The organism is Pseudogracilibacillus auburnensis (assembly GCF_003201975.1).
GTDB classification, from domain to species: Bacteria; Bacillota; Bacilli; order Bacillales; family Amphibacillaceae; genus Pseudogracilibacillus; species Pseudogracilibacillus auburnensis.
In genome coordinates, this window is record NZ_QJJQ01000016.1 from 1 (window position 1) to 21,645 (window position 21,645).

The window sequence follows — 21,645 nt, forward strand, 5'->3', positions numbered from 1 at the left end:
CAAAAGAAAAATTGGCTGGATTGAGTCCAGTCGAATACCGAACTCAATCCAGCCAATCAGCTTCATAATAAAAACTCTAACTTTTGGGGGTAACCCCCTTTATAAGGCTTTTTTATCGAATTATTCTAAAATCATCAAATATATTTCTAATATTCTAGAAATCTATCCCGTATTTTTTTAATTTATTATATAAGGTTGCAATCGAAATACCTAATTTTTGAGAGATTTCTTTCTTTTCTTCTAAACTGTTATCATACTCAGCCAATACCGATGTTAATTGCTCATATTCAGCCCGTTCAGTTATCTCTTTCAAAGTTGCATTAGAATTTATATTAGTTTCATTTCTATTATTACGAATGAACTCTGGCAAATGTTTTTCTTTAATATCACTCGTGTCTGACAGACAAACAGCAAACTCAATCGTATTTTTCAGTTCTCTCACGTTGCCCGACCATTTCAAACTTTGCAATAAATTAAGTGTTTCTTGATTTATCGTGTAATTAACGTGCTTGTCATTTGAACGATTGAACAAAATATGATCAATAATTTTCGGAATATCTGCTCTTCTCTCACGAAGGGGTGGGATCATTAACCTTAACACATTCAATCGATAAAATAAATCCTCACGAAACATACCTTTATCAATAAGCTGGTTTAAATCTCGATTTGTTGCTGCGATCACTCGGACATCGATGTTCTCTACTCTCGTTCCACCTATTTTCCTAATCGTTTGTTCTTCTAATACACGCAAAAACTTAGCCTGTAACTCATAGGATAGCTCTCCAATTTCATCAAGAAAAATGGTACCGCCATTCGCCATTTCAAAAAGTCCTATTTTGCCTCCTTTTTTTGAGTTAGTGAAACTCCCTTCCTCATAGCCAAACAATTCGCTCTCTATTAACGAAGCTGGAATAGTGGCACAATTTACTGGAATAAAAGGCCCTTTAGCTCTTTGGCTCTCATTATGGATTGATTGTGCAAAAAGCTCTTTGCCTGTCCCACTTTCTCCGGAAATCAGTATTGGCAGATCAGATTTTGCTATTTTTTTGGCAATTTGAATCACATTAAAAAGTCCTCCATCCGCTCCAATAATTTGATCGAATGTATATTTTGCCTGATGGATAGAGCCAATTTGCTTTTGTAAATGATCACGGTCTCTCTTTAATTGTTGAACGAGTTTATGTACTTCCGTCAGACCTTTGCAAATAGAAACTGCACCTACAATTTCGTTATCGACGAATATGGGAGCCATGTCTACTACATACTCTACCTCTCCTTCCTTTCGATATATTCCAACACGCTCTCTTCTATCCTTTAATACTTCGATGAGCTGGGCATTTGCCCTTACCTCTTTTAATGGTTTTCCAATTATTTGCTCGGCAGTTACACCTGTTATCCTCGTGTATTCTGGGTTAATAAGCTTTACTATTCCCTCTTTATCTATTACTAATACACCATCATGTATAGATAACAAGACAGACTTAAGCCATTCGCTATTTGTTTCTATGGAATGTCCATCAGACCTTTTTCGTATTTTAGATGTATTCATGTTTTTTATTCCCTCACAAATTCTCATAGTTAGTACTATATTATACTATAAGAGATTTCAAAATAGATGGACAAATCCACAATCAAAATTCTCTCTACTTAAAGTTGATGGTTCAGCATGCAATCAGTGAAATAATTTCACATAATATGACCTTCTAAATACCAAAAAAGACCACTGGTTAAGGAATTTATAATATTGAACTCTTCCACTTTACTAAGACAAAAGAAGAGGGTTCTTTTCCTCTCCTCTTTCCACGTTATAATCCGATAACGTATGAACTTTCGTTTACAAAATTGACGTTCTCCAATTTGTTGAAAACGCTTAAATGAATTACTAAATCGCTACTTACTTAATACATTCGGCAGCCATAGTGTAAGTTGGGGTATAAATGCAACAACGATAACCATTACCGTCCCAACTAAAAAATAAGGTATTAAATCCTTAATTGTGTCCTCCATACGAATATTTGCAATTCGACAAGAAACAAATAATGAAGTTCCAACGGGAGGGGTAAAAAGTCCGATCGAGAGCGTACATAGCATAATAATAGAAAAATGCATCGGATCTATCCCCATTTCAGCTGTGATTGGATATAAAATAGGGACAAAAATAAATAAATTTGGAACTGTATCAAGAAACATACCGCCTAAAGTCATGATGAAAATAATTACTAATAGTAATGCCCAGTTTGGAAGTCCAAATCCAAGTAAAATATCGGAAATAAGTTTTGGTACGCCTTCGTTAATTAAAATCCAGGAAAAAATCATGCTAGAACAAACAATAAACATCACAACTGTTGTTGTATAGACTGTATCACGTAGAGCACGGAAAATTTGGCGCAAATGTAGTGATCGATAAATGAAAAAGGAAATAACAAACGCATAAACTGCCGCTAATGCTGCAGCTTCTGTCGCGGTAGCAATCCCTAGTACAATACTTAATACTAAAAAGATCGGTAATATGATAGTTAAAGATGCATTAACTAGGTTCTTTCCAATTTCTCTCCACGAAGCTTTCTCTTCACGAGGATAGTTTCTTTTGATTGAAATAACAATCGTTAGTGCGAGATAGGCGAGCGATAATAGTATACCTGGAATAGCTCCTGCTAAAAACATTTCTCCAACAGAAAGGTTTGATAACCAAGCAATAATAATAATGACGCTACTTGGTGGGATAATGACGCCTACTACGGAAGCAGAAGCATTTAAAGCTACTGAAAAAGAAGCTGGATAACCTTTTTTCTTCATTTCCGGCATGAGAACTCCACCAACTGCTGCAGCATCCGCTGCTGCCGATCCAGAAACACCTGCCATTCCCATGTTCGTCACAACAGATACAGATGCCAAACCTCCTGGTAGAGATCGAACAAGGGAGTTAGCTAAATTAATAATACGTTTAGCCACACCACCATGCTCCATAATGCAACCCATTAAAATAAAAAACGGAATAGCTAAAAATGCAAATGATTGTGTACTTGTAAAGAATCTTTGGGTAACTATTTCCAAAGAAATTCCTTCCACTAAAATATATAATAATGAAGCAGCACCCATAGCAAATGCGATAGGCACACCGATAATCATTAATACTAGTAAACTAATAATCATCACCCAAATCAAAGTGTCTCTCCTCCTTCCCGTTCATGATTCTTGCCCATCACCATGAGGACAATTTGATAAATAATAACGAGAGACACTCCTACAAAGCTAACGCTTACCGACCAATATAACCATGACTTGGAAATGCCTAATATTGGCATCGTATGATTTTGCACAGTGCTCGCTAGACTGAAACTGGATTTCGTAATATAGACAGAAAAAAACAGCATTACGATTTTAGTAAAATATGCCGAAAATAGTTGAAAAGACTTAGGGAGTAGTTTTACAAAAAACTGAATATCAATATTTTCGTTGTGTAATGTGACATTAATGATTGCCAAAAAAACAATCCATGGAAATAATAGTTCTACCATTTCATATGTAAAAGCGATTGGAATACTAAAAAAATACCTAATAATCACATTAAAAAATACAACCGCTGTCAAGAGAACCATGAGTGAACTAGTAAAAATGATAATCATTTTTGCCAAAAGATCAAAAATATCTTTTATTCCCCTAATTTGAATCTTATTCATTTTCTCCCCTCATTTCTAAAATGGAATCGATAAAAATGGTAACAACCTCCCGTCTTAAAGAAGGGAAGTTGTCCATTTCAAAAAGTGAATAGTTAATTTCTATATTCTTCTAAAAAGCTTTGTAATTCATCTATGATATCTCTTCCGATTTCCTCTTCAAACTGTTCATAAACCGGCTGAACAGCTTCTTGGAATAATTCCTTATCAGGATAAGTAACTTCTTCAAAGTCACCTTCAATTTCAGCTAAAACTTCGGCTTCCGTTTCTGCTTCAAATTCTCTTGCTGCTTCTGTTGCTTTATCTGCAGCCCTTTGAACTAACTCTTGCGTATCAGCATCTAAGCTGTCCCATAGTTCCTGGTTCATAATAAATGGAGCATGGTAAAAAATGATGTCTGTCATCGCTAAATAGTCCTGAACCTCATGGAAATTTGAATCCTTTATAGCTGTAAGTGGATTAAATTGACCATCTATCGTACCTTGTTGAAGACCTAAATAGACTTCTGTAAAAGGTAGTGTAGTAACTTGACTCCCCAATTTCTCAAAGGTTGCGATTGGTACAGGCTCATTAGGACTTCTAATAGAGGCTCCTGTTAAATCCTCTGGTCCATCAATAGGTTTTGCGTTCGTTGTGATTTGAGAAAATCCAATACTAAATGTGTTAAGCATATTGATTCCTTCTGCTGAGGAAACTTCCTTCAAAACATCACCATAAACCCCATCCAAAGCAGCGTGCGCCTCATCCGCATCTTCAAACATAAATGGAAGATCTGTTGCCGAATATTCTGGCATAATTTCCGCTAATGCTCCGCTACTTGATAACTGGAAATCTAATGCACCGACTTGAACCGATTCAATCATTTCATTATCCGAACCCAATTGTTCATTCGGAAATAACTCAACTGAAATTTTACCATCAGATTCTTCCTCTATGATTCTCTTAAATTCTTGTGCCGCAACTCCTCTTATAGAGTCCTCAACCGTATTAAATCCAACGCTCCAATCATAGTTGCCATCTTTTGATGTATGATCACCTTTTTCATTCCCATTGTTAGAACATGCAGTCAGAACAAATGAAAATAATAATACAAATAAGATACTTCTCCTTAAAAATACAAAATTCATCCTTCACACCGTCCTTATGTAAATATTGGTAAGTTGAGAGTCAAAAATCACCTCCTCCAATATAGGAAAAAATAAACTTATGAAAGTTCACTCACAAAACAGATCGTTGAAAGCCCTTTCAAAAAAAGATGAACAACTGCCTCTATTTGAAAACAAATCATTCAAATGAATTCCAATATTTTTGAATAATTATTAGTTATTACAATACGGATTTTAAGGTTTTCTTTCCCTTTCGTATTTCCACTTTGTTTTCGATAAGATTCTTCACTTCTTAACTGTAAAGTAAGTATTCATTACCATTCATCATGGTTAAAGCACATCAGATTTGTTATTTTTACATAAATTAATACGATAAAAGCACACGATATGTGTGTTAATTTCATATATTAGTACATAGTAATAGTATTGTCAACACGAATTGAGTGCTTAAATCAAAAAGACTTCAATTTGTGGTAAGTTTTACTCGAAAAACATATTGGAGTGAATGTTATGTATTCTTTTGGAAAAAGACTTGAAAACTTAAGAGAATCTTATGGTTATACGAAGAAAGATGTAAGTCTTAAACTTGGTTTTACTGCAAATGTTTATGGTTCGTACGAACGAGGAGAACGAAGACCTTCATTGGAAACTTTAATAAAATTAGCTGATATGTTTGACACCTCACTTGATTATCTGATTCAAGGAAAAACCAATACATCAGATATTAATTCGCAGTTTGAAGTAAACATCATACATATTCTTGATAAATATAATATTTCAAACTTAGCACTACTTGATCTAGAAAAATGGAAATCTTTATCCAAGAAAGGTATAGAAGAAATCATACACCATTTTGAATGGACTGTTGAAAAAACGAACACAAAAACCACTGACTATTAATTCACTTTTTTAGTCAGTAGTTTTAAATTATAGCCAATTTTTTCGCCTATCCTTCAAATTTCCTTTCATGTCATTTTTAAACATCCGTTTTTGCATATTTTATCTTCCAATAAGCTGTCTATATTTTAGTTCCGTTTTTAATAGATGAATAAATTTTATATTTACATTTAGCTTCAAAGCCTTCTTATATGATTCTTGGAGTAAGGAGTCCGTTAAAGTTGGATAATAGGGTAAATTTATTTTTAGGTTTATCCATCCCCTTTCTTCATAAATTTATTTAATCATTTCGGTAATATTCAATTATTATCAGTAAAAAAATCCTTTTCGAGGTCCAATGTAACCATCCTCAAAAAGAATTTTTTCTCAGTTATTTTTTCCAAATAGTACTTTTCTGTTCCTGCTCATTCACCGTAAGTTGGAAAACATCCGGTCGTGCATAATGTCCAACTACATCAAAGTCAAACTGCGCCTCTGCGATCTTATTCAAGTCGATATTCGCATACAAGATTTTCTCTTTACCAAATACAGGATCAACAACAAATTCGCCAAGCGGGTCGACAATACAGCTCCCACCCCGAGATAATTCATGTGGTAAATCTTTAAATTCTTCTCGTGAAGAAATGTATGCGGGATACATATCTTTGTTAGAATATTGATTACTCGATAAAACAAAACATCTTCCTTCTAGTGCAACATGTCGCACCGTGGAAAACCACGTATCTCTCGCGTCGGCAGTAGGAGTAATATAAATTTGTACGCCCTTATCATACATAGCTGCGCGAGCAAGTGGCATATAATTCTCCCAACAAATGAGTGCACCAATTCTTCCATAAGGTGTATCAAAAACAGGTAAAGTACTCCCGTCTCCCTCTCCCCAAATAAGTCTTTCTGAACCCGTCGGCTTCAGTTTTCTGTGCTTACCTAGTAGTCCTCCATCGGGACCAAAGAATAACGCCGTGCAGTAAAGCGTTCCGTTACTTGGCTCCCTATCTTTTTCAATCACTCCAATGATGACATATGCTTTTGCCTTTTTCGCAGCCCTGCCTATCTCTTCCGTTTCCGTACTAGGAACTGTAATCGAATTTTTCCAATACTGAAGAAAATCTTTCCTTCCTTCTTCTGATCGAGAACCTACCACCGTGCCAAAAGACATTCCTCGTGGATATGCTGGAATAAACGCTTCTGGAAAAACAATAATCTTTGCACCTTCTTGGCTTGCTTCATCAATCAATCGAACCGCCTTGTTCACCCCTTTTTTCTTATCCATCACTTCTGAACCGGCTTGTACAACTGCTACTTTAAACTGATTTTCTTCCTTCAATGTAATCATCCTTCCATTTTGCCTCACTAGGAAAATATATTTCTACCATTTCCCTATGATGTTCATTTTTTTCTTGACTATTTGTATCTTGTGTAACATAACTAACTGCAATAAAAGTAAAAATCCCTAGGATAAACCCTGTTGTAGCTGGACCCAAAGGTAATGGCGAACCAAAAATATAAATAACAACTAAGGTCGTCACTCCTACAATAATGGAGGATGCAGCTCCTGCTAATGTACCTCTTCTCCAATACAATGGTCCAAGCGCAGCGGGCACAAGTTGTAAAACAATTCCGTATCCCAATGCTGCTACTGGAATGAGAAAACCTTGAGCAGCAGGTATAAATGCAAAAATGACTACAACTAATGTCATAAACAATACGGTCACCTTACTAATGAAAGTTGTTTTAGCAGGACTAACATCTTTATTAATGAAACGAACATATATATCGTTCACTAGTAAACTTGCAGATGATAATAAAGCACTATTAATCGTCGAAATTCCTGCTGCAATTACAGCAGCTACAACAATAGAACCAAATAGCGGTGCATAGGTGGAGAAAAATAACGGGATAATTGTATCACTGTTTTCTGGTGTTAAACCTGGAACCAAGCCTGGCGTATGTGCCATCATCCCGATAAATAATGCTCCAAGCGCCATTAACCAAGAGTTCCAGAATGGTGTAATAATAGATGTCTTTGCTAGAATCATTGGAGACTTGGCTGAATAAAATTTTTGCCACATATGCGGCATGATCCAAAATCCGAACATTAAACCGATAGCTGTTTCAACTATACCTGGAAAATGACCTTTATTCACGAGTATATCAGGTGCAACCGACTGTAAATTAACAAACGCGTGAAAGCCACCAGCACTATAAATAAATATCATTGTGATGATAACTAATGTAGTACCGAAGAAAAAACCCATAAATGTATCCGCCCATGCTGCACCTCTTCCACCACTAAGAGTGACAATAACACCGACAAAAACACCCATAATTAGGATCCCCACCCAATAAGGAATTGCATTATTTGTCAGGCTATTTAAGGAGAAAGCCCCTCCAGTTACTTGAATTAACATATACGGAATTAATCCGATCATTCCAACAATTGCAAATAAAATTCTCATAAAAGGACTTTTGTAGTATTTTTCCATCATATCTCCAGGGGTAACAAAACGATGCTTCCTTCCTAAATACCAAATACGTGAGCCAAATAACCAAATGAAAAGTGCGTGAACAATGGCCCATGCAGCAAAAGCTGAAAACCAAACTCCATCTCTGTAATGATTACCAATTGCACCAAGTAATGTCCATGTACTAAAGTAACTAGCGCCTGTAGTCATCGTCATGACAATTGTTCCTAAACTTCTGTTTGCAAGAAAGAAATCACTCGGAGTTGCCACATTTGATTTTGATGCCAAACTACTGATCCAAAGTAATATTCCTAAAAAAATGATTAATGTTACAATCGTTACAGCAACTTGACTCATATTTGCTCACTCTCCTTTTCATCTTTTAAAAGTGTTTCTACATTCTGTGCAAACGGCTTGAAAAATTTAAAATAGACAATAAAGATAATGACTGTGTTGATGGCATTAAGGAATAAAACCCAAGCCAAAGATTGCGGCAAAAATCCAATAAATCGAAGCTCATTCATCACACCAAAGTTTGGCAAAAAGGTTAATAAATAAATGATAAAGAACACGATAATTAACAAAGCATGCTTTTTTCTCATTACACTTCCTCCCTTTTAACATTTTATTTGTAATCGCTATCATATTGATTAGGTTTAATTTTACACATCGCTTACCATGAAGTAAAATACATAATAGGAATATTAATCATTCCTCAACAGAATGATAGGAGGACATTAACGGTGCAATTAAGATCATTGGAAGTGTTCGTAACAGTTGTAGAAAAAAATGGGTTTACAAAAGCAGCCGAAGCCCTTTATGTAGGCCAACCAGCATTAAGCAAAACGATTCAAAAGATGGAACATGAGCTAAATGTCACTTTATTCGACCGATCTAGCAAAAAAATTCTATTGACAGATGAAGGAAAGGTTCTCTATGAAAAAAGCAAAGAAATATTGGCAAAGATAAACAGCATTCCTGATAGTTTACATCAATTATCAGAAGTAATTAGTGGTGAGGTGAGGGTAGGTATCCCTCAAATTATTGGATCTGTTTTCTTTCCAAAAGTTGCTTATACCTTTTTAAAAAAATATCCAAACGTTACATTATCAACAAAAGAAAAAGGAGGGATAATTATAGAAAAATTAGTTGATCAGGGAGAATTAGATATTGGTTTTGTTGTATTCCCCGCCTCTAACACGTTGGAGTCAGAAACTATTTATAAGGATAAGTTCAATGTTTGTGTTTCTGCCAATCACCACCTAGCTAATGAAACAGAAGTATGCCTAGAACAATTGAAAGACGAAAAATTTATTTTATTTGATAAATCTTTCGCATTATATCGTCTAATTAATAGTTATTGTTTTGAATCGGGATTTTCCCCAAATGTTGCATTCCAGAGCACACAATGGGATTTAGTATTAGAACTCGTATCCGCACAACTAGGTATTGCAATCATCCCTGAAAAACTTACGAATAAATTAAACGATATTAACATCAAAGCATTATCCATCAAACATCCTGAAATGGTGTGGAATATTGGAATTATTACTAAAAAAAATGCATACAAATCGTATGCACTCAAGAAATTTATTGAAGTTGTGAAGGAGATTTATGTTACCTAAGTTTTTATTAATGTATACAATAATGTAAAAAAGCGACTTCATGATCGCACTTGAAAATGGAACCATTTGAAAAAAATTTATTTATGCTAAAAAGCTTGGTTTTCACTGAAGTTTTTTTAATGCTCCTTAAACCTTCATCGTCCTTACTTGGAGCTCTACCTGTATTCATGCCATTTCATGATGGATAAAATGATTCGTATTCAAACGACCTTATAACGGTGCTCCATCTTCTATTGTATGACTAGTACAACGTTTGACTCAACATTGCAACGACTTCCATCAATCAACCATTACATTAATTGATAACAACGAATAAAATTTACCTTATAAGTTTAAATAATCATTACTCAACTTTCACACCAATAAAAGGCGTTCAAACAGTTCGCTTGGTTAAGCTTGGGATACTTCCAATTATATCCTTGACAACCTTCGTATAATAAACCGTTTTTCAAAAGATTTGGACTGCGAATACCTCTCCTACCAAATAGTTTTGTTGTTTTTTACATATAAGCTTAGAGAAAAAAGTTAATTCAAAGTCAACTTAAGCACTGTATCTTCATCCCACTTAATTCTACGAAGGCTTTTTTGTCCATTTCACTCTGCGAAAGTTGAGATCATTTAAAAAAACTGTTATCGAAAGCTATAAGCATTCGATAACAGGCGTCGATTGTGTTGCATATCCTTTAATATTTTCTTAACCTTTAACACGTTATTTCCCTAATCTTCTTTATCTGTTCTTCTGAAATTCCATTCGCATACGCTTGATCGATCCTAATTCCTGTTCCAAAATGGAGTGCCTTCGGTTGTATCGCTTGATAAAATGGTTTTAATTCATCAACCCGCAAACCATTTCCAGGCATAATCGTTAAATGAGTATCTTTCGTGCGATCATGTAGTTCCACTAAATTCTCAACAAATTCACTCGCTGTCCCATCTCCTCCAGCCGTTAAGATCGTTGTAATTTGTTCGTATGTCAAAATTGTTTCAAGTGCTTCTTTTTGATCACGTACAAAGTCAAAAGCCCGGTGAAATGTCACTTTCAAACCATCTGCTTCATCTAGTAATCTTTGTAATACGTCTTCATCAACCGTTCCTCTATCTGTTAAAGACCCAATTACGATCCCATTCGCACCAAGGCTTTTAATCGCACGGATGTCTTCACGCATAATCTTAAAATCATGTTCATCATAAACAAACGAATTACTGTGTGGACGAACCATTACATTAATTGGAATATCTACTGCTTCAACAGCAGACTTTATTAGACCATAGCTTGGTGTAAGGCCAGATTCCATCATACTTTGACAAAGCTCCACCCGATCAGCATGATATTTTTCGGCATCTAGCACATCACTTAAACTAGTTCCTATTACTTCTATTAACATGACTTCACCTCTAGTTATTTATTGAAATATAAAACATCAACCATCACCATTTTCCCCTTGTAAATACGGGCAGTCGTATGATAATGGGTGAGCTTCATTTAACTATCTGATCTATTTACTACCGCCAGAACAAAAATAAACTTGTATAGTAATCTAAAATGAATGGCTATAGTCATTTTTCAATGTTTTTTTTATTAAATATGCAGCTCCAATGATGCCAGCATCGTTTCCTAACTGAGCAAGACCTAATTCAGTTTTGTCACTCACCCAAGGGTGTGCATGTTGATAAAAAGCAACTTCAATTTGTTTTAAAAATGTAGGCCCCGCCTTGGATAGTCCGCCACCAATCAAAATTTTGCCAGGATTTATAATCGTAGCAAGATTTGCTAATGCAAATCCTAAGTATTCATTTAATTGATCGATTATTTTTTGACAATGCTCATCACCGATTTTCGCCAAATCAAATACGTCTTTGGCCGTCAATTTGCCATGTTCCAAATAAAATTTTGCTAGATTGCTTGTCGGTACTTCGTGTACGATTTGCATTGCCTCTCTTACAACACCTGTTGCCGAGGCAATTGTATCTAAACACCCTCTCCTACCACAATTACATAAATATCCATTCGGATTGACGACAAAGTGACCAATCTCTCCTGCTAACCCTCTACTTCCATGCAAAACTTTCCCATTCGTAATAATGCCACTTCCTACGCCTGTTCCTAGCGTGATCATAATGAGATCTTCCTTATTTGTTTTATCCCTCCAATACTCACCTAGTGCAGCAGTGTTAGCATCATTTTCTACTACGACAGGCAAAGGAGTCTTTGCCTCGAAGACCTTTTTCAGTTCATATTCTTTCCAACCAATATTAACAGCCGCTAAAATTTTCCCTTGATTTTGATCGATAAAACCTGGCACACCAATACCAACACCAAGAATATCATGTTCTAGTTCAAACGGTGTTAAGTTTTTTTGGACCGAAGACCATATGTCATTTACTATATGATTTCCTTGATCTTTCTTATTCGTTTTTATCTCCCATTTCGTTAAAATATCTCCCATCATATTTAAAACACCAATTTTTACATTTGTTCCACCTATATCTATCCCAATTACCTTTTTACTCATTACTTCCATCCCTTTAAAAAATATGTGCAGTACCATCTATAGCCAAAAAACAACTTCAGAAAGATGTAACTGAAGTTATTTACGGATTTTTTACATTACTTTTTATCCCCTAAGCCGACTTCAATAACTGGAACAATATAGTTGGGCTTAATAACAGGTAACTCAAAAACAACCTCATTCTCTGCAATTAATGGTTGATCATGGTGAATTGCATCTTCTGGATTAAACCGTCTTACCGTAACTTCTGAATGGTCATGTAAAAATCGTGCATAGTTAATCTCGTACGGAAAATCTTCCAAGTGTATCGTTCTAAATGGCCAAGAAAAAATATGAATATAGAGACGATCATCTTTTTGTGTTAAACGACAATCTTGTGGAGTGTCGACTTCGGATGGACCTGCACCATAAATAGATTGGTGATGATATGTCATCCATTTTGCAATTCCTTCCAATACCGTTGTAGATGCTTCATCAAAGCTCCCTCTCGCAGTCGGACCAAAATTCATGAGTAAATTACCGTCTTTTGAAACAGTATCTATTAGAAGTTTGACAATCATTTCAGCTGACTTCATATGTAGATTGTTCGGATTATATGTCCAACGATCATTAAATGTTTGACATGCTTCCCACACCCGTTTTTTATTATCAGGGGTCGTTAACATCCCTGTTGGCTGATATTGTTCTGGTGTATACACGCCACGATTTAATCCAAGTCGATTATTAATAATCATATGTGGCTGATGTTGTAAAATTAATTTTTCAATTTCTTCTGAACGCCAATCTGCTGCACCTTTTCCTTTTGCCCAGTCCCACTCTCTATCAGCATAGGAAAAATCAAACCAAAAATAATCTATTTTACCGTAATTCGTTACGAGCTCTTCTACTTGATTATATAAATATTGCTGATAGATTTTCATATCTCTATCTTCCGCTTTTACCGTTTCATCCTCCCTTGCAGGATGTAAACCATCAATCGTAAAATGTTCATGATGCCAATCAATGACAGAATGATAGAAGCCGATCTTTATATTTCCCTCTCTACAAGCATCGACAAACTCCTGAAGCGCATCTTTGCCATAAGGAGTATTTGTAATTTTGTAATTGGTATAAGCACTATCCCATAGAGCAAACCCTTCATGGTGTTTCGTCGTTAATACGATATATTTCATTCCACTACGTTTTGCTTGTTCAACCCATTTTTTCGGTTCAAATAAATCTGCTTCAAATTGATCTAAATAAGGTTCATAATCTTCCTTCGCTATTTTTTCTTGTGTCATAATCCACTCATCTTTAGCACGTAAAGAGTATAAACCCCAATGGATAAACATTCCGAATCGATCATGGATAAACCATGAAGGATCCCCATAATGTGTTGGCCAATCTAATTGCATGTAAATATTCCTCCATCAACCTTTTATTTTTTATCTATATATGTCATTCATTACGATCAAATTCATGTCTAATTTCTGTTTTAATCATTTCTACTAATAATCGCACACCAAAGCCGGAAGCACCTGCTACATAATATCCTTGTTCACGCCATGGTCTTACCGTATTTGCCATATCAATATGAACCCATTTTAAATCATGTTTAATAAATTGCTTTAAAAATAAAGCTGCGGTAATTGCTCCACCAAACGAAGAACGACTCATATTATTTACATCCGCACAATCACTTTTTAAATAATAGAGGTAATCGTCATACACTGGCATTGGCCAGATATAATCACCTGTTTGTTCTCCTAATTGTTTATAATGCCATAAGTCTGCTTCATGATTACTAAATACACCCGCAGCTTTCAAACCGAGTGCACTTCCAATACTACCTGTTAGTGTTGCAATATCGATCATTGTTTTTGCTCCTAATGATTGAGCATAAAGCAATCCATCTGCTAAGATTAATCGTCCTTCTGCATCCGTATTGCCTACTTCCACATGTAGTCCATTTCGATACGTTAAAACATCTGAAGGTAAAAAGGCATTCCCATCAGCTACATTTTCAACGAGTGGTAAAATCGCGACAACATGTGCGGGAATTGCACTATCAGCTAATAATTTCATCGCGCCTACAACTGCAGCAGAGCCACCCATATCCATTTTCATCTCACCGATATCACTTCCAGCTTTCACATTTGTACCACCAGAATCGAATGTAACACCTTTTCCAACTAATGCGATTTTGTCTTTTGCAACATCACGGGCCAATGTTAAAACGACAAGTTTAGCTTGCTCATTGCTCCCTTTTGAAACGGCATAAACACCGGGAAAATCCACCTCATTTAATGCATCACCCTCCATTACTTGCACCGTCACATCTGTCTCATAAAAGAGTTGCTTTATTTTTTCGGCATATGATGTTGGTGTTAATTTATTTGCGGGTTCATTACATAAATCTCTTGCAACATTTACTGCATTAGCCCGTATACGTGCTTCCCTATCATAAACCTTCCAACGCTCATCGGCCCACTGAACGATTAATTCATTTCTATGTTCTGCCTGTTTATAAAATAGAAATTGATACGCAGCTAAATACCAACCTTCCATAAACCCACTTACAATTTGCTCTAACTCTAAATGTGTTAAATAGGAAGCTAAAGTGAGAAAATCAATCGATACTGTTGCAGCTTTCATTTTATGCAAACTTTTTCGACAAACTCCTCCTAAAAATCGGACATCTTCCAAAGAAATCTTTGCTTTATTCATCCCGACGAAAACGACTAGTTCCTTTTCTTGTTGAATGAACTGAATCGTACCAAACTCAACACTAGCATCCTCTTTCAAATATAAACCTTTATCATTCGTTTCATGAATCGGCATAATATGGATATGCATTTTAATTCCCCTCAACTTTTATATAAATGACATGCAACCATTTGGTCATCATCAATATTTTGTTTATCTGGAACTTTTTGTTTACACTCATCTGTTGCAAATGGACATCTTGTATGGAATTTACAACCTGTTGGCGGATTGTCAGCACTAGGTATTTCACCAGATAATATAATTGGTTCTCTTTTCACCGTTGGATCCATTTGTGGAATCGATGATAATAAAGCCTGGGTATAAGGGTGTTTCGGATCGGTGAAGATTTTTTCTTTCGTTGCCACTTCAACTAAATCTCCTAAATACATCACACCTACACGATCACTAATATGTTCCACAACACTTAAGTCATGTGAGATAAATAAATACGTTAAGTCGAATTCTTTCTGTAAATCTTTCATTAAATTTAAAATTTGTGACTGAATCGAAACATCTAGTGCTGAGACGGGCTCATCTGCAATAATTAAATCTGGTTGCAAAATTAATGCACGTGCAATACCAATCCGTTGTCTTTGCCCACCACTAAATTCATGTGGGTACTTATTTAAATGAAATTCACTAATACCACACTTTTCTAGTAGATTCATAACTAACGTATCTTTTTCTTTCGAATTCATCTGTTTAAAATGAATATCTAAAGGTTCTTTTAATATATCTTTAATTTTCATCCGGGGACTTAACGAAGCAAAAGGATCTTGGAAAACCATTTGCATTTTTTGACGATACTTTTTCCATTCCTTTCTACTTAACTTCGATAAATCCTTCCCTTTAAACGTAATTTCACCTGAATCTACTGGAATTAATCCATTTAATAATCGACCAGTCGTTGATTTTCCACAACCTGATTCACCAACTAGCCCAAATGTTTCACCTTTTTTTATTTGAAAAGAAATTCCATCAACTGCTCGAACGGCTCTTTTTTCTTCAAACCAACCTCTTTTAAGGGGGAAGTGCTTTTTAATATTGGTAGCTTCTATTAAAATATCACCCATTTGTCATTCCCTCCCCTTGCTTATCTTTCATCATTTCCTCATCATACAACCAACATCTCGTTGCATGATGATTCACTGTCATTAATGCTGGTTCTTTCTTATGACAAATCGCCATAGCATGCTCACATCGAGGAGCAAATTTACACCCTTTAGGCATATTCGTTGGATTAGGTACTGTACCTGGAATCGAATATAACTTTTCTGATTTCATGCCAATTTTCGGTACCGATTCTATTAATCCCTTCGTGTACGGATGTTTCGGTTGTGCGAACAATTCTTCTACTGTCGCTTCCTCTACAATTTTACCAGCATACATGACAATCACCCGATCACAAATTTCAGCTACAACTCCTAAATCATGCGTGATGAATAAAATACCCATATTTGTTTTCACTTGAATTTCTTTCATTAAATTTAATATTTGCGCTTGAATGGTTACATCCAAAGCGGTAGTTGGTTCATCAGCAATGAGTAAAGATGGATTACAAGAAATTTGCATCGCAATAATAACTCTTTGTCTCATTCCACCTGAAAGTTGATGAGGATATTCATCCATTAAATCCTCTGCACGGGGAATACCAACCGACTTCAAAGTTTTGATCGCATATTGATGAGCCTCTTTTTTTGGCATGTTCAAATGTAATTCTATCGTTTCTCTCATCTGTTTCCCGATTTTCAAGACAGGATTAAGAGATGTCATAGGCTCTTGGAAAATCATTGATATTTCATTACCACGATATTGCTTCATTCTCTTCTCCGTTAAATCAAACAAATTTTCACCTTTGTATAACACTTCACCATCCATTATTTCTCCTGGTGTATCATGAAACAATCGCATAATCGATAACGAAGTGACACTTTTACCACTTCCAGATTCACCAACTACACCAACAATTTCACCTTGATTCACATGAAAGCTAATGCCATGTATAACTGGTAATAACCCATTTTCAGTACGAAAACCCGTTCGAAGATTTTTTACTCGAAGTAATTCCGTCAATTTTTTCCCCTCCTTAGTCTTTCATTTTCGGGTCTAGCATTTCTCTTAATCCATCTCCTAAAAGATTAAAAGCTAATACGGTTAAAAAGATAATTAGTCCTGGGAAAAATACCAGATGAAACGCTGTACCAATATAGTCTCGAGAAACACTCAACATCGCACCCCAATCTGGAGAAGAAGGCTCTGCACCTAAACCTAAAAAACTTAAGCTTGCAGCCGCCAAAATTGCTGTCCCAACATTCATCGTAAAATAAACAATAATGGTTGGTAATGTTTCAGGAAAAATATGCTTTAACATAATCCGCATTCTTCCTGCTCCTATTGATTCAGCCGCCTCAACAAAAAGCATTTCCTTAACTTCCAACGTCGCTCCACGAACAATTCTCGCAAACGAAGGAATACTGAAAAACGCAACCGCGATGACGACGTTTTTTAAACCTGGTCCTAAAATAGCAACTATACCGATTGCTAAAATCAAGTCAGGAAAAGCAAACAGAACATCACAGCCACGCATAATTAATTTATCTACCCATTTTCCGATAAATCCACTAATTAAGCCTAACATAGTCCCAATAATAGCTCCGAGTGAAACCGCTGAAACACTAACAGATAAGGAAATCTTTGCACCAGCAATGATTCTACTTAATATATCCCGACCGTACTCATCTGTTCCAAAAAAGTGAGTTAAGGACGGTGTTTCTAACAAACTATTATAATCTGGCTCCGCAGCATCATAAGGCGTAATAAAAGGACCAATAATCATAATGACGAATAGTAGCAGGACAAAGTAAAAAGAAATTACTGCTGGCTTTTTACGATGAAACGATCGCCAAAATTGCTGGAATCGTCCTGGTTCTTTTATTTTTATTTGTTCTACTTCCATACTTTTGGATTGAAGACTGCTCATAATAACCTTCCCTCCTTACTCATACCGAATTTTCGGATTCAAAAAGCTATAAACGATATCGATTAATAAATTGACCAAAATAAATTGAACAGCAAACAATAATATTTCCGCTTGAACAACTGGGTAGTCCCTAAATTGAATGGAATCAATTAATAATGTCCCTAGTCCCGGAAAACTAAAAACAGTTTCCACAACGACAGATCCCCCTAATAAAAACCCAAACTGTAATCCAGCAACGGTCACAACGGGAATAAGGGAGTTTTTTAGTGCATGACCGAAAACAATGGAACCACTGCCTAATCCTTTTGCACGACCCATCCGAATATAATCTTGTTTCATGCTATCGACAAGAGATGAACGTGTAAATCTCGCAATCATCGCCATAATCCCTGCTCCTAAAGCAAAAGAAGGCATGATATAGCTTTTCCACCCGTCCGCTCCTCCGGTTGGAAAAATACCGAGTTGAACGGAAAATAGTTGGATTAATACGAGACCAACCCAGAAGTTCGGTAAAGAAATACCAGAAACAGCAGTAAACATTCCGAGATGATCAGGCCATCTATTTCTAAACACAGCGGAAATAATCCCTAGTAATATTCCAACAATAAGGGCCCATAGAATACTTAAAAAGGTCAATCCCAACGTAGGCAAAATACGATCACCAATTAATTTACTAACAGGTGCACCAGATTTGATGGAATAACCTAAATCACCAGACAGTAACCCTTTTAAATATACGAAATATTGCTCGTATAATGGCTTATCTAACCCTAAACTTTGTCGAGCCATCTCTACTTCCTCAACCGTCGCCTCTTTCCCTGCTAATAGTCTTGCTGGATCGCCAGGGATAATGTGAATAAACATAAAAACAACAAAAGAGACGACAAGTAATAATGGTATTAGACTAATAATTCGTTTCACTAAATATTGCCACAAATGAAACACACCTCCAATGAAAGAGAGGGCTTACTTTCATAAGCCCTTTGTTTATGTTTTATATAAGTGTGATCTTAAGAAATGTTTATGAAGAAAAATATTCATTTCCAAGATTCAATTATTTTACTTGCGCTTTCGAAATATTAACGGAACCGTCTGGTGCTACATATACGCCTTCTAAATTGTTGCTACGTCCAGCTAAGTTAATATCAGTCGCTAAGAAAATCCAAGGTGCTTCACTATAAACAGTACGTTGTAAATCTGTATAGATTTCTTCTTGTTTCTTCGTATCTGCTGTAGCATTTGCTTCTTTAATCCAATTTGTTACTTGATCATTGTCAAAATAAGCTGTGTTTGCACCATTTGGTGGGAAGTATTCACTACTAAATAAACCACGTGTCGCACCATCAGCATCACCTGATGAAGGTGACCAACTTACATACCACATCTGTACTTTTGCATCTTCCGGTTTTTCGGGTGTGTAAATTTCGTCTGATAATGTTCCTTCTTCCATCGACTTAATCGTAACATCGATGTTTACCTGGGCTAATTGTTGCTTAATAAATTCCATTCCTTTAATCGTTTCCGAACTTGTATTTCCCCAAATTTCAGCTTCAAATCCATCTTCATAACCAGCTTCTTTTAATAAAGCTTTTGCTTTTTCGATATCGAATTCATACGGTTCCTGTTTTGAATAATATTGTGTTTCAGATGACATAGTAGAATCAAGGACATGTCCAAAGCCATCTTTTACTACTTGTAAATAAGCTTCTTTATCAACAGCATGGTTCATTGCCTGACGAACTTTCAAATCAGAATATGGATCTTTAAACGTATTAATCGATACATATCTAGCAATAGTGGATGGAGATTCATCAATTGTAACATCATCACTATTTTCAAATTCTTTTACATTTTGCTGTGGCATCGGATAAACAAAATCAGCTTCTCCTGTTTTAAGCATTGCCACACGTGAACCATTTTCCGGAACAGGGCTAAAGATAACTTTCGCTACATTTGTTTGGTCTCCACCCCAGTAATCTTCATTCTTTTCAACTTCTAAAATGGTTCCTTGTTTCCATTCAACAAACTTGAAAGTACCTGTACCTACAGGATTTCCTTCCACATATTTCGTACCTTCTTCAATTGCTTTCGGGCTAATCATCGGAACCATTGCAAATTTATTAATCATCGCACTAAATGGTTCATTTAATTTAAATGCCACTTCATTATCATTAATGACTTCTAACGAATCAACAAATTGAAGGCTACGTTTCGCACTTAAATTATTTGCATCATCCATAATGCGATCAAAATTCACTTTTACTGCTTCCGCATTAAAAGGCTCGCCATCATGGAAAGTAACATCTTCACGTAATTTAAACGTATAAGTTAATGCATCATCGCTAATTTCATATGACTCAGCTAAGGCTGGGATAATTTCCATATTTTCATCAAAACTAACTAATCCTTCATACATCGAACGGATTCCAAAGATAGAAACTGTATCACCAGCATTATGAGGGTCAAGAGTGATAAAATTTTGATCAATTGCAATTGTAATTTCTTTATCTCCAGCTTCTTCACTCGATTTTGCGCTCTTTCCTTCATTACCCGCATTCGAATCATTATCTCCACTACATGCTACACTAAAAAGTGCAAGCATTAACACAAATAAAAATCCAAGAAATTTTTTCATATTTTTCTCCCTTTTTACAAGTATATTTTTGTTTCGCCTACCATTTTCCCATCGTCATTTACTATATTTTCCGATCTCAATTGAAGTAAATTGCTAATTGTTTCCTCATTCCGATAATTAATTTTCTTAAGAATTTCAGCAATTAACAATGGCCAAATTAATTCTGTCCCACTTAAAACTTTGAGTGCGATACTTATTTTTTCTTTCCTTAATGCAAGACAATAAACTCCTTGAGCGCCCCCCTTCGCAATAATATTGCTATCCTTTAATAAAACACTGCATACGAAATCATGGGAGGCAATAATATTGGGATGAGCATTCATGACTTCTCCAATATGTACAACAGCATTTCTAAGCTTTTCATCATTGATTAACTCTGGAACAGCAAATTTCAAATAGGATAATGCCATATTTTTCATCGGTACGGCATGAACTGGGACACCACATCCGTCCGTTCCTGAAACGATCTCCTCCACAGGCACTTCGGACATTTCAGACAAATAGTGTACTATTTCTTGCTGTAAAGGATGATCCAGTTGTTCATACCCTGCTATCCCCAATCCTTTTCCTTTCGTATATCCTAAAAAACCTAAGTGCTTACCCGCACAATTATGTAATAATCTCCGTTTAGATTTATTCGCCCTTACATACTCTAACTTTGGTTTTTCGTTTAACGGATAACTACTTGCGCAAACTAAATCTTTCTCATCCACATCTAATTTTTCTCTTAAGCTAATAAGCGTTTCTTCATGATATTTTTCCCCCCGCTGTGAAGCCATAAATAAGGCTGTCTCTTCAGCGGTAAGATGATACTTTTCAATTACATTCGACATAAAGACTGGAATTGCTTGAAGCGGTTTCATAGCAGATCGATAAAAAAAGCTCTTCTCCATATCCCCTTTTTCATATATGGTTTCTTTATCTTCATTGACAATGCAGATAACACCTTGATGCGTGTTCTCCAATGTATGATTTCTGAAATCCCTTGCGATAATCGGATATGACATA

At 35.7% G+C, this 21,645-nt stretch carries 20 protein-coding genes; 2 read left to right on the forward strand and 18 right to left on the reverse strand.

The features are described 5' to 3' along the window. Window positions 1-154 precede the first annotated feature (154 nt). The 4 genes from DFR56_RS18040 to DFR56_RS18055 form a co-directional block, all read right to left on the reverse strand. On the reverse strand, window positions 155-1,549 hold the full coding sequence (locus tag DFR56_RS18040) for a sigma-54 interaction domain-containing protein (RefSeq protein WP_244916579.1): 1,395 nt from the start codon (window positions 1,547-1,549) through the stop codon (window positions 155-157). Between the two features lie 341 nt (window positions 1,550-1,890). After that, window positions 1,891-3,156: a TRAP transporter large permease gene (locus tag DFR56_RS18045; protein WP_244916584.1), complete on the reverse strand. Its 1,266-nt coding sequence runs from the start codon at window positions 3,154-3,156 to the stop codon at window positions 1,891-1,893. A 5-nt stretch (window positions 3,157-3,161) separates the two neighbouring features. Beyond that, window positions 3,162-3,680: a TRAP transporter small permease gene (locus DFR56_RS18050; RefSeq protein ID WP_110396850.1), complete on the reverse strand. Its 519-nt coding sequence runs from the start codon at window positions 3,678-3,680 to the stop codon at window positions 3,162-3,164. A gap of 92 nt (window positions 3,681-3,772) precedes the next feature. Continuing rightward, entirely contained in the window at window positions 3,773-4,804 is a 1,032-nt protein-coding gene (locus tag DFR56_RS18055; protein WP_110396851.1) for a TRAP transporter substrate-binding protein, read from the reverse strand. A 489-nt stretch (window positions 4,805-5,293) separates the two neighbouring features. Here DFR56_RS18055 and DFR56_RS18060 point away from each other — a divergent pair, with 489 nt between their 5' ends. After that, window positions 5,294-5,683, forward strand: coding sequence for a helix-turn-helix domain-containing protein (locus tag DFR56_RS18060; RefSeq protein ID WP_110396852.1), 390 nt, complete (start codon window positions 5,294-5,296; stop codon window positions 5,681-5,683). Between the two features lie 99 nt (window positions 5,684-5,782). On the opposite strand, the gene sda is transcribed toward DFR56_RS18060, so the two are convergent. The 4 genes from sda to DFR56_RS18080 all read right to left on the reverse strand — a co-directional run bounded on the left by sda (window position 5,783) and on the right by DFR56_RS18080 (window position 8,744). Continuing rightward, the gene (sda, locus tag DFR56_RS23765; RefSeq protein ID WP_342353175.1) at window positions 5,783-5,956 is read right to left on the reverse strand and encodes a sporulation histidine kinase inhibitor Sda; all 174 of its coding nucleotides are present in this window, start codon (window positions 5,954-5,956) and stop codon (window positions 5,783-5,785) included. Window positions 5,957-6,050: 94 nt separating this feature from the next. After that, window positions 6,051-7,013 carry a carbon-nitrogen hydrolase family protein gene (locus DFR56_RS18070; protein WP_110396853.1) on the reverse strand — a complete coding sequence of 321 codons (963 nt, stop codon included), beginning with the start codon at window positions 7,011-7,013 and terminating at the stop codon, window positions 6,051-6,053. Further along, a complete protein-coding gene (locus tag DFR56_RS18075) occupies window positions 6,982-8,499 on the reverse strand; it encodes a sodium:solute symporter family protein (RefSeq protein ID WP_110396854.1) in 1,518 nt (505 codons plus the stop codon). The genes DFR56_RS18070 and DFR56_RS18075 overlap by 32 nt, the downstream gene beginning before the upstream one ends. Next, complete coding sequence (locus DFR56_RS18080; protein WP_110396855.1) at window positions 8,496-8,744, reverse strand: hypothetical protein; 249 nt, start codon at window positions 8,742-8,744, stop codon at window positions 8,496-8,498. The genes DFR56_RS18075 and DFR56_RS18080 overlap by 4 nt, the downstream gene beginning before the upstream one ends. Before the next feature lie 141 nt (window positions 8,745-8,885). Between DFR56_RS18080 and DFR56_RS18085 the strand changes: the two genes are divergently transcribed. Then, window positions 8,886-9,767 carry a LysR family transcriptional regulator gene (locus DFR56_RS18085; protein ID WP_110396856.1) on the forward strand — a complete coding sequence of 294 codons (882 nt, stop codon included), beginning with the start codon at window positions 8,886-8,888 and terminating at the stop codon, window positions 9,765-9,767. A gap of 701 nt (window positions 9,768-10,468) precedes the next feature. Here DFR56_RS18085 and DFR56_RS18090 read toward each other — a convergent pair. The 10 genes from DFR56_RS18090 to DFR56_RS18135 all read right to left on the reverse strand — a co-directional run bounded on the left by DFR56_RS18090 (window position 10,469) and on the right by DFR56_RS18135 (window position 21,644). Next, the gene (locus DFR56_RS18090) at window positions 10,469-11,152 is read right to left on the reverse strand and encodes a copper homeostasis protein CutC (protein WP_110396857.1); all 684 of its coding nucleotides are present in this window, start codon (window positions 11,150-11,152) and stop codon (window positions 10,469-10,471) included. Between the two features lie 153 nt (window positions 11,153-11,305). Next, complete coding sequence (locus DFR56_RS18095; protein ID WP_110396858.1) at window positions 11,306-12,280, reverse strand: ROK family glucokinase; 975 nt, start codon at window positions 12,278-12,280, stop codon at window positions 11,306-11,308. A gap of 95 nt (window positions 12,281-12,375) precedes the next feature. Continuing rightward, entirely contained in the window at window positions 12,376-13,671 is a 1,296-nt protein-coding gene (locus DFR56_RS18100) for an alpha-L-fucosidase (RefSeq protein ID WP_110396859.1), read from the reverse strand. Window positions 13,672-13,714: 43 nt separating this feature from the next. Then, complete coding sequence (locus DFR56_RS18105) at window positions 13,715-15,112, reverse strand: M17 family metallopeptidase (RefSeq protein ID WP_110396860.1); 1,398 nt, start codon at window positions 15,110-15,112, stop codon at window positions 13,715-13,717. An 11-nt stretch (window positions 15,113-15,123) separates the two neighbouring features. Further along, complete coding sequence (locus DFR56_RS18110; RefSeq protein ID WP_110396861.1) at window positions 15,124-16,095, reverse strand: ABC transporter ATP-binding protein; 972 nt, start codon at window positions 16,093-16,095, stop codon at window positions 15,124-15,126. Further along, on the reverse strand, window positions 16,088-17,095 hold the full coding sequence (locus tag DFR56_RS18115) for an ABC transporter ATP-binding protein (protein WP_110396862.1): 1,008 nt from the start codon (window positions 17,093-17,095) through the stop codon (window positions 16,088-16,090). Before DFR56_RS18115 ends, DFR56_RS18110 begins: the two co-directional genes overlap by 8 nt. A 13-nt stretch (window positions 17,096-17,108) precedes the next feature. After that, on the reverse strand, window positions 17,109-18,002 hold the full coding sequence (locus tag DFR56_RS18120) for an ABC transporter permease (protein WP_110396863.1): 894 nt from the start codon (window positions 18,000-18,002) through the stop codon (window positions 17,109-17,111). A gap of 15 nt (window positions 18,003-18,017) precedes the next feature. Beyond that, window positions 18,018-18,938 (reverse strand): ABC transporter permease, encoded by a 921-nt coding sequence (locus DFR56_RS18125; RefSeq protein ID WP_110396864.1) that lies wholly within the window; start codon window positions 18,936-18,938, stop codon window positions 18,018-18,020. Between the two features lie 118 nt (window positions 18,939-19,056). Then, on the reverse strand, window positions 19,057-20,637 hold the full coding sequence (locus DFR56_RS18130; RefSeq protein WP_110396865.1) for a glutathione ABC transporter substrate-binding protein: 1,581 nt from the start codon (window positions 20,635-20,637) through the stop codon (window positions 19,057-19,059). A 14-nt stretch (window positions 20,638-20,651) separates the two neighbouring features. Next, complete coding sequence (locus tag DFR56_RS18135) at window positions 20,652-21,644, reverse strand: asparaginase (protein WP_110396866.1); 993 nt, start codon at window positions 21,642-21,644, stop codon at window positions 20,652-20,654. Window position 21,645: the final 1 nt, after the last annotated feature.

Excerpts from the sequence above, each read along its gene's own strand:
- DFR56_RS18040 (WP_244916579.1), bottom strand. The coding sequence starts at position 1,549 with ATGAATACATCTAAAATACGAAAAAGGTCTGATGGACATTCCATAGAA.
- DFR56_RS18050 (WP_110396850.1), bottom strand. The coding sequence starts at position 3,680 with ATGAATAAGATTCAAATTAGGGGAATAAAAGATATTTTTGATCTTTTG.
- DFR56_RS18055 (WP_110396851.1), bottom strand. The coding sequence starts at position 4,804 with ATGAATTTTGTATTTTTAAGGAGAAGTATCTTATTTGTATTATTATTT.
- DFR56_RS18060 (WP_110396852.1), top strand. The coding sequence starts at position 5,294 with ATGTATTCTTTTGGAAAAAGACTTGAAAACTTAAGAGAATCTTATGGT.
- DFR56_RS18070 (WP_110396853.1), bottom strand. The coding sequence starts at position 7,013 with ATGATTACATTGAAGGAAGAAAATCAGTTTAAAGTAGCAGTTGTACAA.
- DFR56_RS18075 (WP_110396854.1), bottom strand. The coding sequence starts at position 8,499 with ATGAGTCAAGTTGCTGTAACGATTGTAACATTAATCATTTTTTTAGGA.
- DFR56_RS18080 (WP_110396855.1), bottom strand. The coding sequence starts at position 8,744 with ATGAGAAAAAAGCATGCTTTGTTAATTATCGTGTTCTTTATCATTTAT.
- DFR56_RS18090 (WP_110396857.1), bottom strand. The coding sequence starts at position 11,152 with ATGTTAATAGAAGTAATAGGAACTAGTTTAAGTGATGTGCTAGATGCC.
- DFR56_RS18095 (WP_110396858.1), bottom strand. The coding sequence starts at position 12,280 with ATGAGTAAAAAGGTAATTGGGATAGATATAGGTGGAACAAATGTAAAA.
- DFR56_RS18100 (WP_110396859.1), bottom strand. The coding sequence starts at position 13,671 with ATGCAATTAGATTGGCCAACACATTATGGGGATCCTTCATGGTTTATC.
- DFR56_RS18105 (WP_110396860.1), bottom strand. The coding sequence starts at position 15,112 with ATGCATATCCATATTATGCCGATTCATGAAACGAATGATAAAGGTTTA.
- DFR56_RS18110 (WP_110396861.1), bottom strand. The coding sequence starts at position 16,095 with ATGGGTGATATTTTAATAGAAGCTACCAATATTAAAAAGCACTTCCCC.
- DFR56_RS18120 (WP_110396863.1), bottom strand. The coding sequence starts at position 18,002 with ATGAGCAGTCTTCAATCCAAAAGTATGGAAGTAGAACAAATAAAAATA.
- DFR56_RS18130 (WP_110396865.1), bottom strand. The coding sequence starts at position 20,637 with ATGAAAAAATTTCTTGGATTTTTATTTGTGTTAATGCTTGCACTTTTT.
- DFR56_RS18135 (WP_110396866.1), bottom strand. The coding sequence starts at position 21,644 with ATGTCATATCCGATTATCGCAAGGGATTTCAGAAATCATACATTGGAG.